Genomic DNA, 12,912 nt, shown 5'->3' with positions numbered 1-12,912 from the left:
TTTACTTTCCCTCTTTCATCACTTCAGCATCAGATGACTCATTAGCAGCTGCTCCTTCTTCAAATGGTATTGCCGCTTCGTAAGATGGGTCTATATCAGTAGCCGGTGCCTGAGGAGGTGGATTTAATTTATCATTGGCGTTCATAACCTTTCGCTCAAGACCTAAAACCTTTGACAGTAGCTCTGTCTCCTGATAAATTTCCTGTGCAAGTGTATAATATTCAATCGCTTTTCCGTACTCTTGACGTGCATAGCTCTGATCTCCACTTTTTTCTAAACCTTCTGCCTTCAATTCCTTCTGGGCCTTTTTCAATTCAGCAATTTTAGCCTCTGTCTCTTCTATTTTTGTCTTTATTTGAGGCTCGCCAGTATAGGAGATGGTGAGGGCCTTTTTCCTTGCCTTTTCATATGTTTCAAGTGCCCCATTGTAATCTTCTGCTTCAAATCGAAAATCTCCATCCTTCACAGCTTCAGCAATTTGAACAATCGTATCCATATTCGCTATTCTTTGCTCAGTAGCTTCCTTTCCAAAGTTCTTAATGAGCTTTCCTTCTTTTTTAGCCTTTTCATATTGCTCAAGAGCATCTGTAAATTTTCCTGCTTCAGCTGATTTATCTCCATTTAAGATGAGATCAGTAATTCTTAACTTTTTAGCCAGTAAATTTCTATGTATTGGATCCTTCAATTTTTTGGCTGCATTTCTGCCCTCACTATATTCCAGAAGCGCTTTTTCATAATTTCCATCTTGAAAATAAAGATTTCCGCTCTTTTCATGGTCCTTCATTTCAACGGTTAATTCTGCCATTTTTTTGGCTTGCTTCGCTTGATAAAAAATAGTACTGCCCCCAACGACTAACGCTACGATTAATGCGGCAGCAATCATTTTAATGTACTTCATTTTTTTCTTATTTGTTTCCTGATAAACCTTATTAGCAAATATAGTGGCAATTGTATAATTATTTACAACCTTCCTTTGCCTACTTAGAAGCACCTCTTCCAATAAATCCGTGTATTGCTCAGGGTCTTTCGTGTCCTCCAGTGCGTCGGCCATTTCAATCTCATTAACATCCTCCCAAAAGCCCGCCGTACAAAGCACTAACACATCTCCATCCAATAACTTCATTTTCTTAGACACAAAGGGCTTAAAATCTTCAGGTTTACCAAGATAATTTAGTAGGTTGCTTCTTTCCTCGTGCTGGCTTATATCCAGTGAACGATTTCTGCTGTTTACGATCTCCTGCGCTAAGCTTTGATCAGTAGTTTTATACGATAAAGTACCATTTCGAAAATGATATAGCCTCGAATTTCCCGCGACTGCAACAATCATTTTTGAGTAATCTGATATGACGATAACAATACTTGCCTTTAATCTCACCCTTAAGCTTTGAGCCTGAAGTATAGCTTGCGCATTTTTTAGATATTTTTTAATACTTCTCCTGGACATAGATGGTTTTTCCATAAACTTTTCCAAAATTGCCTTCACAGCAAGTTCTGCGCTACTTATTTCCTGATCAGAATCTAACCCTTTTACAGCTACCCAGCAGGCTACATCGTCGAGCTCTGTATAGGCAAAGTAATCTTTGTTCTGCAAAAATGAACCAGCTTCAGATAGAAAACTAGTTTTAAAGTCGCTGTTTTCTTTTCTCATGATTACTCCTCCTTAACATGTAAAATGTTTACCATGTTTTTTCTAGAATAACGATGGTTGCATTATCTTGATTTTTTAAGCGTTTTTGTTCAACAGCTTTAATAATGTCTTGAGCAATATCATAGGGAGGAGTTGGCTGTGAGAGAATTTTTTCCATTTCAACCTCTGTTAACGTATCATAGACTCCATCGCTAAATAGACAGACCTTATCGCCCCTATTTAGCTGAATAGGGCTCTTCCCTATATCTAAATTTTTAAAGCCTTCATACCCTAAATAATTGATAAGTCTCTTTTTCAGAGGATTTTCTTGCACCTCAAGCTGAGTTATTTCACCAGAAATATATCGCTCTGTTAATACTGATTCAAAAATATGCTTTTGGTTAACCGCTATAAATTCGCCATTTCTAAAAATTTTGATAACACTATCTCCTACAGCCCCCCAATGGAGTAAACCTTCCTTGTCGATAATGGCCGTGACTAGGGTAGTTCCTCCGTTCGAGCCATTTAAATTTTCTAAAATCATATGATTACTTGCTATGGCTGCTTCCTTAAAATAGTTAGGTAGATTTTTTAAGGTAGTAAGCTTTTTAAATTCTTCTATAAATGTCGTTACAGCGATAGTACTGGCCATACGACCATTGGCTAAACCACTTATACCATCTGCAAGCACTGCAATTGTGCCATGCGTTGTTTCGGTTGTGGAGAAATAATCATCCTGTTCATCACGTCTTCCAATCGTTTGACCATTCCCAATATAAATTTTCCCTTTATCCATTTTTTGAGCTAGAATAAATCTGATAATTAGCAAAACGATGAGTATAATGATGAAAATTAAGGCAATTATGTAAGGCACTAAATTTTGGTCCATATATCATCATTCCTCACTTTGATTGTTTTCCCATTCAAAGTGAACGCCACATAATGGAATAAATAAAAACATACTTCTCCCTAACTGAATAACATCATAAGCTGCTAATTCAGTTGGGGTATAAACGGCTTCATTATTCAGATAAGCTAATCCCGAGGCATCACCTGGTAATAAATAAAAATTACGCTTTTTCGGATCATATACAATGACAGCATGATTACGATTCGAGATGGAATTATCTCCTGCTATCCGGATATGCATGTCTTCTGCTCTACCTATAAAATTCTTTTCAGTTAAGATGCGATAATCTCTCCCCATTTGAGGGCCTTCAATACAAACCAACCAACCTGTTACTGGATCAATTCCATCCATTTCTCCTAAATAGGGCAATGTTTTATCTTCTGATTCAACGACAGGAGCTGTTGGGCTATTTTGTCTGTGCTCTTGCTCCACCATCACGTTACAATATGGACAAATATTGCGATGTCTCCTTGAACTAAACATGTGACCATTTGTACATCTTATCAAACTCATTTCGTTATCCCCCATCTATGTTCCGAATTTCTTTCTCTATTTCACCAAAATTCGCGTATTTGCTATGTATATCGTGTCACCATTACCTAATGGGTAAGGGATCTCTTGTTTTAATCTATTTTTAACGCGCTTATTAGCTTTTTTTAAGCCAACACCATTTACTGAATCAATATCCTCTATATACCAAATACCAGCTACACAATTTAATACAGCATGCTCATAATTCACAAGAGATTCATATTCCGTTCCACATAAATCAATATCTGCCTTATGTTCAGCTGTACTTTTCCCGATAAGCAATGAAATTTGATCACCAAGCTCCCATTCATCTACTTTCATCCCGCGTTCATTAAGTAGTACAAGCTTTGAAATGTCGTTGTTTGTTTTCGCTTGAGTGAGTGATTTTGCCTCGTATTTGAGAGAACCATAAATAATGGCAAGTATCACCATTACGGTTCCGATAACAAATTTTAAAAGGACTTCCTGATTCATAACAAAAACATATAGGATAAAAAAGAAGGCAATTGTGATAATAATAATATCGATGAGTCTTATAAACATTTTTTTCCTTGCATTGTTACTATAATCTTTACTTGAATATGGTTCCTGCATATAATCACACTCCCTCTTGCCATTTTGAATTATTTATTAAAGAAACGTTCGAATAAATCTGTAGTATCAAGAGGATTCTTCTTATTTTTCTTATGTAACGTTGAGGACGTTTCCTTTGTTTTAGGATTAAAGCCAAAGAAATGTTCAAAGTTTTTTTCAATATTGTTCATATTAAAATCTGGCCTTTTTGCAGTCGATTGTTGACTTGTCGATTGCTTGTTAGCTGAGTGTTCATGATTCCAGCTTTGCGCAGCGCCATCTAGTCGAGCATCATATGCCTTCCTAGCCGCTTCATCCTTCAAAACTTTATATGCCTCTGTTACTTCTAAGAAAATTTTTTCAGACTCTTTGTTTCCTCCGCTTACATCAGGATGATGCTTTTTTGAAAGCTTTCGATAAGCGAGCTTTATTTGATCTTGTGTCGCGTCTTTACTAATACCTAATGTGTCATAATGTGTTTTCATTTTTTCATCCCCAGTACTAGGATTATTCAAAAATTATCTAAGGAGCTATATTAAGCCCCTTAGATAATTTTTAGTGTGCTATCTCACTCTTAGACAGCGTAGCCGCCTTCGATTTTTGCCAAATCTGTTTTGTCTTTCTTTTGTTTAACAAATAAGAAGAATTCACCAATACCTTCTGTGTCACCATATCTTTCTGTATAATCCACCACAAAAGCATTTGGGAAATGAATTTTTCTTACTACTTGATCTGCTGAAACAACCTCTAATGTCACTTTACGGTAACAGTCAGCCTTTTCAGCTGGTACTAATGACCATAAACCTAATTTCATCGTATCATCAGAATTATCACCATCAGTTGCTGTAAGAATTTTACCTCTTACTTTTAAAGTGGCTCCAACATCTGTAGAACGTGCGTTAGAATCATTTGGCGTATCTGTTTCATATTCAACAGACATAATGCTTTCTAACCCTAGTTCAATTGCCTCTGATCCTTCTACTTTTAATACAAAACCCATTCTAATTCCCTCCTAATATTTTTTGAATCTCCTGTTCATAAGATGAAAGTTTTTAACACTTGCTGTTTTCATTTCTCAATAAAACATCGAGAAATATGTAACACTCCACCTTAATGAAGATTCTTATTTATGTTAAAAGATTTAAAAAATCTTAAACATACGACTGAAAAATTGAATAATTGTATGTTTAAACTTGTTAGGCTTTAACAGCACTTGTCCCTTTTGTAATCATTACTTCTAAATTCTTCACATTGCCATTAAACACAAGGTCAATTTGACACGTGCTCGTTTTCTCATCGATAATGTAGCCGATATCATCTCCATCATGGATAATGGAGTTGACATAGCCTTTATCATTCAGCCATTTACTTTTTTGACTGCTTGGATTATTACTGAAGAACCTAACAATATTTTCATGCTTAAAGTCACCTGATTGGAATCGCAGTATTCTTTCAATATACGTACTCACCTGTGTTTTGTAGATAGAATCGAATCCATCCTCTTCCATCGCTAAGCTTCTAGCTTTATAGACAGTAATACGTTTAATATCTTTATCTTGGAGCTGGGCATTTTCTGACGAGAACACAAAGCCAAAGCTTCTGCTGTTAATCGCATCTTTAATATTATTCGTAAAGCCTGAGATTTCCTTTGCCATTGTTGTAACAGCTCTAAGCGAGTTTTCACCGGCTTCAATATCGAATCGTACGCCAGGATAATTACGTTTTACATTTCTGAAGGACTCCTTTAAATACTCAGGGCATTGGTAGGCGGAAACAATGCCTGCGGCTACATAGCTAGCCCCGACATAGACCCCTTCGATCCATAGCTTTAAAATATCTTCCTTTTCTTTAGATAAACGGGCGCCATTTTCCGTCGTGTACATTCTCGCATCAATAACGACACCTGATTTATCCTTTGGAATTATGGTGAAGTTCGGTAAGCACGGTATCGCAAACTCACTATAGTCTTTTCGAACAAGCACGGCGCATTTATCAATCAGACGATCTATCCCTGCGGTTGCAATCCCATTGAATGTTGTTTCTTCCTCCGCCATGAAGTTAAAGAAAACCTGCACTTTGTAATCTTTTATCGTATCTAGAAGAATCGATAGGGATTCCATTGTATTGCCTTCTTGCTTGGCAACCTTTTCATTCCCTTTAAATCTAGATCGGCTGACCTTCATTTTTCCAGTAGCCTCTAGCTCCAGTGCAGGAACAATGCCGTACCACACCGTATCCGTAAAGTCATTTTTAGAGTTTACAGTATTTAAATACGTCCGTAATCGTGGTAGGTTATTACTTTTCACGAGCATATCGAGCTTAGTGTTTGTCACAAGCAATGATGGCTGCATCCCTTTATTTTTCGTTGTGTACTGATCAAAGTACATTTTAATGCCTAGGAGCTTTTCCACTAGAGGCTTGACCGTTTTTACAAATTCATCCTTCGCATTCTTATAGAACTCAAGGTATGTATTGTAATTTTGAACCTCTGTTTCCACATCAAATTCCGCCTTCACAGCTGGTAGAGGAGAGAACGTTCTTACAACTAAATCTTTTACATAGGAAGAAGGAGACTCTGTAATGGCCTCATAATCTTCTTCAAAAACAGTACTTAAACCATAGTTACTATTTTCTTCAATCACCATCAGTTCCGAGCTATTGTTTTGAGGTGCCTCAATAATTTTCAACTCGCCATTATCACCAATAGAAAGGGTCCCAATTTGTAATTTTTCGGATTCTCCTTCATCCTGATTAACGCCTAACAATAATCTAGTTTTAATATCTTCGATTGCTAAAGGTAGCATGGCCATGACATTGTTGTAATTTTTACTGGCTACTTCAAACATCAGATTCAGCTTGTCACCAGTATCTAATTTTTTCGGATCACCCTCATCTAGCTTCTCATATTCACCGTAAAGGTAATGAATTTCCTTACGAACTTGGCGAATGTCGTCCATGACTTTCTTAGGAGAGATCATATCAAGTAGATTTTCGAATTTAAAATCTACATTTGTGATGCCCTGGCTTCTTTTGGTATCAATGAGGGTGAAGAGCATCTTTAAAAAATCATTATTTTGATCGATTGCTATTTCAGAAATACAATCATCTTGAATACCTTCAGGTTTCTTCAGGGTATACATTACCTTTTGATTAGCGGCATTGTAGAATGAATAAACCGTTGGAGAAAACTTATCTAAAAATTCGTCAAAGCTTTTGACAAGAAGATATTGATGAATTTCTTTAATCTTTTCATCACTTAGACTGTCGATCCCCTTTACATCTCCAACAAGCGTAATTAAGTCCATCTTTTCAGGATTAATTTCTTCAAATAGCATGGTTCTGTTTGTTTGACTAATAATATCCATTCATTCGGCTGTATTATTATACAGCCATCCCTCCTTTTTACATCGGATTTCGAGTAAGCACAATCATCTGCGAGCGGTAACTTAAAATTAACTTTTTAGTTATAAAATTCCATTTAAAGAAAAAGAAACTGCAGTTTAGCTAAACTGAAGTTAAAATTTTATAACCATTTTATCTACATCACAAATGACATTATGTATCACAACGTAACTATACAATATCTTATTTTATTGTCAATATTTACATTGTAATATTTTGTTAATTAAAATGTAAATTGATAGTTTAATAGGAAAAATTAAACATACCTAATTTTATGATATTTTTTTTAAAAAAAATGTGTTTTTCCACTTTTTTTAATAAAAAAAGACAGCCTAGGGTGAATTTTTTAATCCTCTTAGGCTGTACAGAGCGCTGATCTTACACTACAAAATGATAAGAATGGATTACTTTTTCTAGATAATTGGTCATTTAGAATTATTTACCTTTAAATAGTTCCTTATCCTATTGACAAATTCTTCAACTGTTATTACCCACTTCATGATTTGTAGGGAAGGACACCGTTTTTTTACTTGTACTGCCAACCCCCACATAATGATGTAGGATAAGAGAAGACTTACACTATTATTATGTTCTTTTACTTGTTCAATTTTATCCTCAATAAGCCGCTGGGAAACATCAGGAGGAATACTATCTGTCATTGAAAAGTAAAATGTTGCAGCAAAACTATATACATCAGTATATACACCTTGCGCGGACTTATTAGAATATTGCTCAAGAGGAGAGTAACCTGAGCTTGTAAAAATTTGATTATCTTTAGCTGTTTTATAAAAAATTGCTGACCCAAAATCTAGTAAAAATGGATTACCTTCTGAATCTATCAAAATATTACTTGGCTTAATGTCACGATGGAGAATCCCCAGTTTATGTACATAGCACAGTGCATCTATTAAAGGAAGAAAGATACTTTTGTATAAATGGTCTCGATCCTGGACAGGAAAATCCTTTAGATATTGATCTAATAGTTTTCCTTCATAATAATCCATAATGATATAAATCGATCCATTTTCCTCAAAATGATCAGTATATTTGACTATATTACGATGATTTATTTGCTGCATAATAAATGCTTCATTTAGAAAAATTCCTTTTAGATCCTTGAATTTTTGCTTTGTTGAAGGCAAACGATTGATGATTGTTCTATTATCTAAATCCCGTATAGCCATTTCTTTTGGAAAGAATTCTTTAACAATTAGTTGCTCTGCATTGTTAATATTTTCCGCAAGGTAGACGATGGATAATTTACTAGTAGCAACAACTTCTTTTATTTTATATGTATTATTCAGAACACTATTTATCGGTAAGCTCAATTCACATTGAGTTGCTTGCATTTTTGCTCCTTCCCCCTTATAAGCTTTGAAAACCTGTATGCAAATATAGATCAAATTATCTACCTTTTAACTAAAATACAAATTAATGTAAGTATACCAATTTATATCTTTTTATTAAATAGTGATCTTCTTTCCATTTGAGGTTTGATACATCTATTTGACATTTTGATTTTTTATCCATCTCTCGTTAAGAATTTCTTATTATATTAGAAAGTCGAATTAACACTAACCTTTATTCATAAAAAAAGCTTAAATCACATTTAAATAGGTGATTCAAGCAGTTGATTTCAAAAGATAATCTAGCCATATATTTTTGTGAGATATTTATTTTATGTAGATTCTATATATTTATAAAAAAACAGATTCCTCTTTACATGAATCCAGTCCTAAAAGGTCTTGATGTGTTTTATCATAAACTTCCCAATATGTATTTGAAAAAAAAGAACTTTTATTTATTAAGTTTATAACGTTGTAGGGTGATTTCTTTATTGATTGTACGACACCTTTTATATCACATAACCTCTAAATCTATGAGTAACCAAAAACTCCTTCTTATACCCTAACAAATATGTTTACCTGTTAATGAATCTATTGAGTATATTTCCTTCTACTCTCATGAGTAGCTAAATCTGCATAACGTGTCGTAATTGGTAATCGACTATTTTTTTCTACAAAATGTAGAGTTATTTTTATTGAAGTCTCTAAATCGATCCAGTTACCGCATGAAATAAAAATGGGCTTTACATCCTTTCTCGTTCTCAATACTGCTCCATATACTTCTCCATCAACCTTAATATAAGTAAAATTTCCTGTTTCATTTTTTGGCATTTGAAAATCCGTGTCTTTTATCTTTAAGTAGCTTTTTGCAACGCCTATTGTGGGTTTCTTCAAATAAAATGAGGCATGTGTTGCGATTCCCATATGCCTATAATGTAAATAACCATTTCCATCAAACATATAAAGATCTGGTTCACATTGCAGCTTTTTCACTGCTTCTATCACCATCGGAAGTTCCCTAAAAGCAAGATATCCTGGAATATATGGCACATCTATTTGACCCCAATATTCTACTTCTTCGATAATTTGTTTGGTAATATAATCGATTACGACAATACAACAAACCCCATAATCTTGCTTCCCCTCTGTCCAATATGCAATGTCAATTCCAGCTACCCGACGAATAGCTGCTAACTGAAAATTGTTTTCTAATGAAATCTTAGAAATCCATTTTTCTTGTTCAATCTTAAACAATTCTTCCCTTTTCATTTTCCACCATTCATCCATTCTTTCACTTTTTTTACTTGTCTTTTATGCTTTTCTTTCTTTGCCCATTAAAATAGCTAACTATATCTAATTCTCTCTCGTTTTAAAAAATTTTCAAACCTTTTCATTATATCTTCATGCGTAGTTGGAAGTTCTTGGGGCATATAATTAACCAATATTGTGCTTTCTTCATTTAATTGAGGAAAATAATTAGTTCTTATAGCTAACATGAGTTTATCTAAATCTTCACTAGATATTCCCCAAGCAAGTTCATGAACAAATTCACTTTCGTCACCAATTTCCATCAATTCTACTGCATAATGAGAGATAATCCCTTTATTAAAATATTTCCCGTAAACCAAATGTTGCGCATCTTATCTGCTCTACCTTTGGCTCCAGACCAAATGCCATCTACTGCACCTAGAGTTAGATAATTTGCAAAATCATATGGAGAATCGAGTGCTTTATCTACTCACCACTTTTGAACTCTTTGCCGATTTCTTTGAAGCTATTAAGTGACTTGACAACTGGTTTTTTGATGTCCTTTATCACCACTTTTGCAGCTGAACTCGTTTTGATGGCTAGTTCCTTCGTTGTTTGTTTTACTTCCTTTACTGCTTGCTTTGTCTGGTTATAAACGGCTTTCGTTTTGTTTACTGCTTGTTTATAGGTTTTCTTTCCCGCTAGGACAGCTCTTTTTACTACTTTTTTAAATTGCTTTGCTATTTTACTTTTGCTTAGTTTATTATAGAGCTTCCGTGCCTTGGTAAAGAATTTACCCCACTTCTTCTTTTTCTTCTTGCGTTTTTTCTTCTTTTTATTGGATTTTCTTTGTTTTTTCTTCGTAGAGCTCTTCTTTTTGGAGGATTTCTTAGTGCTCTTTCCTTTTGACCCGCCGCTCTTTCCTTTTTTCTTTCCACCTGGGGAGCCTACTTTCGGAATCATCCCTAGTAAGCTTCCTGCTAATCCTAATAGACCCATTAGGCATCACCCCCACCAACAGGGATCATCCCCATGACGTCTAGGGCTGCCTCCAGGTCTGCTTCCTCTTCTTGCGCAGCGATGGAAACAGGGGCTTTAATGGAGCCATCCATCGTCACTACTTGTCCCTGAATATCGGTATTGCCATCAAACACTAGACTGCTTGAGCCGCATGTGAAACGCATCGACTCCGCTGCACTCATGGACACACGTTTTCCGGCAAAGGTGATCGTGTCGTTGGCTTTGACCAGCAAGGAGGGCTTACTATGCACAGTGATGCCGCTATCCTGATGGAGCTGTAGAAAGACGGCACCCTCCTTGGAGGTAAATGTCACTCATCAATGCTGAGATGGATTCTTACCTGATCCTTTTTGACAAAGTAACTATATATTTTATATATTTTATATATTTATAAGTATTTACAATAAAAATAAACAGCTCACAACCACATTTAAAATGGCACCTGAGCTGTTAAGTTAAATATAACATCTAATAATTTTAAACACTTTGGTTACATACTTTTTACTAGTTTCAGCTTAAATATATTATTTCTAAGAATATTCTCATAAGGCTGTTAAATTAGGGTAAGTTTGTATCAAAATCTGAAACATTATTTAACATTTGTGCATTTGCACTTATTCTAAAAATCAATATTTCACCAATCTATCTCACTATATAATTTTAATATCATTCCTTGCTCAAAATCATCAAGTTTTTGATAAGTAGGGATAACTTCTAGATTAAATCCAATTTTTTTTAACGTCACCATAGCTAAATCACCAATTTTATAATATCCTATCAACTTATCTTTAGACTCTCTTTTAAAGGACAATTCATTTAGTGTTTTAATTATATCTTCATTGAATATCTCATATTTACCAATAGCAATCATTGCATAATATAATATTATTGGATTCTTTTCATCAAGTAGTTCTATCAACTCTTCAACTGCACAATTTCCATTATCGATTTTCTCTAAAATATTCAAATATATCAACTTACTTCTTTTATCATTTTAAGTAATTCGTCAACAATCTCTCTTGAATGTAATTTTCAAAAAGCATATTCACAATATCTCTACGTCCAATCTTTTCTGCAAATTCTACTTCTCTCATAATTGTAATTATTCCCTACTTATTGGAGAGTAAGCCATATTGCCATCTTAATAAACTATCTCGACACCTTGAGATTCTATTTATTAATTACCCCATTCTGCATATTGGATTTGTTAGCTAAATCAACATTCCATAATCAATTATTGGTCGATAAATTTTCTTATTTAAAGGTGCCATCAAAAAATTATACTTTAATCCATGTAAATATAACCTTTAAATTTTATCCATAATATTCGTATTCCTAATTAAATCGGGTTATTTGGATATTCTTCTAAATACCTTTCAATCAATTTTTTTTGCTTTTCATCTATTGGTATAATTCCTAAATACTTATACTCCCATATCACCATTTGTTCATTAAATCCATAATCTGTCTCAAACCAATTAGTATAATCATAATGGATCTTAAATTTTCCACTTTGTTCAAGCGATAATGTAAAAGAGTGCCACAGTTCCTGTCCATGATAAATAAAAACTTCTCTTAATTTTTCGCTTAAACTAAATAGTTTTCTTTTTAAAATATTAAACTCATTTTTATCAATATTAAAATATGATGATATATCTAAACTATAAATAAATTCTTCTTTTTTATATGGGGTATTATAGAAAAAATAAGTCCCTCCCCCTGTCTCTGAAACTTGCGCATAACAATAAAAACTTTCCCATTTTTCTGGAATCATCTCATTCACAATTTCTGCAATTTCATGGTAGATTCTATTCATTTCTTGTTCCATACTCAAATAAATCAGCCTCCTGCTTGGTTTTTAATTGTCTTTTCTACTTGTCTTTGTCCTTCTATATGATAAATTACTTCGAATGCATCTGGTCTCATTGAATCTCCAGAATACGTCGGATTAATTTGTACAGTAACTTTTTTCGGAGGTGTTTCTTTCAATGCATTTGCCCACTCAGTCTCCATATTGAACCATTCACCACCAGAACGGTTAATTTGGCTATTTTGTGGAACTAGGTTATCGATATCCTTTGGCCCTTTAAACTGTGCTCCTATTAAGTGTCCACCGTCGTCATCAGGTAATCTATCTTTTCCTCCCACAGTTCTCTGTGTGTATGCGTTTCGTTCTGCAGTGCCTAGAATAAGCGTTCCTTCACATTCAGTAATACGTCCATTGTTATCCGTACGGTAAGTATAACCATCTGGAG

Annotated in this window: 15 protein-coding genes; all 15 read right to left on the bottom strand. The window is 34.4% G+C overall.

Annotation, left to right across the window (positions count from 1 at the left end; genetic code table 11):
* Window position 1: 1 nt before the first annotated feature.
* Window positions 2–1,648 carry a serine/threonine protein phosphatase gene (locus NY607_RS21940; RefSeq protein WP_227744911.1) on the bottom strand — a complete coding sequence of 549 codons (1,647 nt, stop codon included), beginning with the start codon at window positions 1,646–1,648 and terminating at the stop codon, window positions 2–4.
* Between the two features lie 28 nt (window positions 1,649–1,676).
* The gene (locus NY607_RS21935) at window positions 1,677–2,516 is read right to left on the bottom strand and encodes a PP2C family protein-serine/threonine phosphatase (RefSeq protein ID WP_131520633.1); all 840 of its coding nucleotides are present in this window, start codon (window positions 2,514–2,516) and stop codon (window positions 1,677–1,679) included.
* A 6-nt stretch (window positions 2,517–2,522) separates the two neighbouring features.
* Window positions 2,523–3,050 (bottom strand): FHA domain-containing protein, encoded by a 528-nt coding sequence (locus NY607_RS21930; RefSeq protein ID WP_131520632.1) that lies wholly within the window; start codon window positions 3,048–3,050, stop codon window positions 2,523–2,525.
* A 36-nt stretch (window positions 3,051–3,086) separates the two neighbouring features.
* On the bottom strand, window positions 3,087–3,662 hold the full coding sequence (locus NY607_RS21925) for an FHA domain-containing protein (protein WP_036075043.1): 576 nt from the start codon (window positions 3,660–3,662) through the stop codon (window positions 3,087–3,089).
* 29 nt (window positions 3,663–3,691) lie between these two features.
* A complete protein-coding gene (locus NY607_RS21920; RefSeq protein ID WP_036075042.1) occupies window positions 3,692–4,126 on the bottom strand; it encodes a J domain-containing protein in 435 nt (144 codons plus the stop codon).
* Between the two features lie 89 nt (window positions 4,127–4,215).
* Window positions 4,216–4,641, bottom strand: coding sequence for a hypothetical protein (locus tag NY607_RS21915; RefSeq protein WP_036075041.1), 426 nt, complete (start codon window positions 4,639–4,641; stop codon window positions 4,216–4,218).
* 196 nt (window positions 4,642–4,837) lie between these two features.
* Window positions 4,838–7,006 (bottom strand): transcriptional regulator, encoded by a 2,169-nt coding sequence (locus tag NY607_RS21910; protein ID WP_036075040.1) that lies wholly within the window; start codon window positions 7,004–7,006, stop codon window positions 4,838–4,840.
* A gap of 462 nt (window positions 7,007–7,468) precedes the next feature.
* Window positions 7,469–8,392, bottom strand: a complete 924-nt coding sequence (locus tag NY607_RS21905) for a serine/threonine-protein kinase (RefSeq protein ID WP_131520631.1) — start codon at window positions 8,390–8,392, stop codon at window positions 7,469–7,471.
* A gap of 588 nt (window positions 8,393–8,980) precedes the next feature.
* The gene (locus NY607_RS21900; RefSeq protein ID WP_131520630.1) at window positions 8,981–9,676 is read right to left on the bottom strand and encodes an endonuclease V; all 696 of its coding nucleotides are present in this window, start codon (window positions 9,674–9,676) and stop codon (window positions 8,981–8,983) included.
* 56 nt (window positions 9,677–9,732) lie between these two features.
* Window positions 9,733–9,960, bottom strand: coding sequence for a hypothetical protein (locus tag NY607_RS21895; protein WP_227744910.1), 228 nt, complete (start codon window positions 9,958–9,960; stop codon window positions 9,733–9,735).
* Window positions 9,961–10,123: 163 nt separating this feature from the next.
* Window positions 10,124–10,636, bottom strand: a complete 513-nt coding sequence (locus tag NY607_RS21890; protein ID WP_259420369.1) for a hypothetical protein — start codon at window positions 10,634–10,636, stop codon at window positions 10,124–10,126.
* Window positions 10,636–10,839, bottom strand: coding sequence for a hypothetical protein (locus tag NY607_RS21885; protein WP_259420368.1), 204 nt, complete (start codon window positions 10,837–10,839; stop codon window positions 10,636–10,638). Before NY607_RS21885 ends, NY607_RS21890 begins: the two co-directional genes overlap by 1 nt.
* 452 nt (window positions 10,840–11,291) lie before the next feature.
* A complete protein-coding gene (locus NY607_RS21880; protein WP_259420367.1) occupies window positions 11,292–11,624 on the bottom strand; it encodes a hypothetical protein in 333 nt (110 codons plus the stop codon).
* Window positions 11,625–11,996: 372 nt separating this feature from the next.
* Complete coding sequence (locus NY607_RS21875; protein ID WP_259420388.1) at window positions 11,997–12,485, bottom strand: antitoxin YezG family protein; 489 nt, start codon at window positions 12,483–12,485, stop codon at window positions 11,997–11,999.
* Window positions 12,486–12,496: 11 nt separating this feature from the next.
* Window positions 12,497–12,912: DNA/RNA non-specific endonuclease (locus tag NY607_RS21870; RefSeq protein ID WP_259420366.1), on the bottom strand; the 416-nt coding region annotated here is incomplete at its 5' end.

Origin of the sequence: Lysinibacillus sp. A4 (assembly GCF_024919535.1) — a bacterium.
Lineage (GTDB): Bacteria > Bacillota > Bacilli > Bacillales_A > Planococcaceae > Lysinibacillus > Lysinibacillus capsici.
The sequence above is the reverse complement of the archived record's forward strand: the minus strand, read 5'-3'. Positions and strand labels throughout refer to the sequence as shown.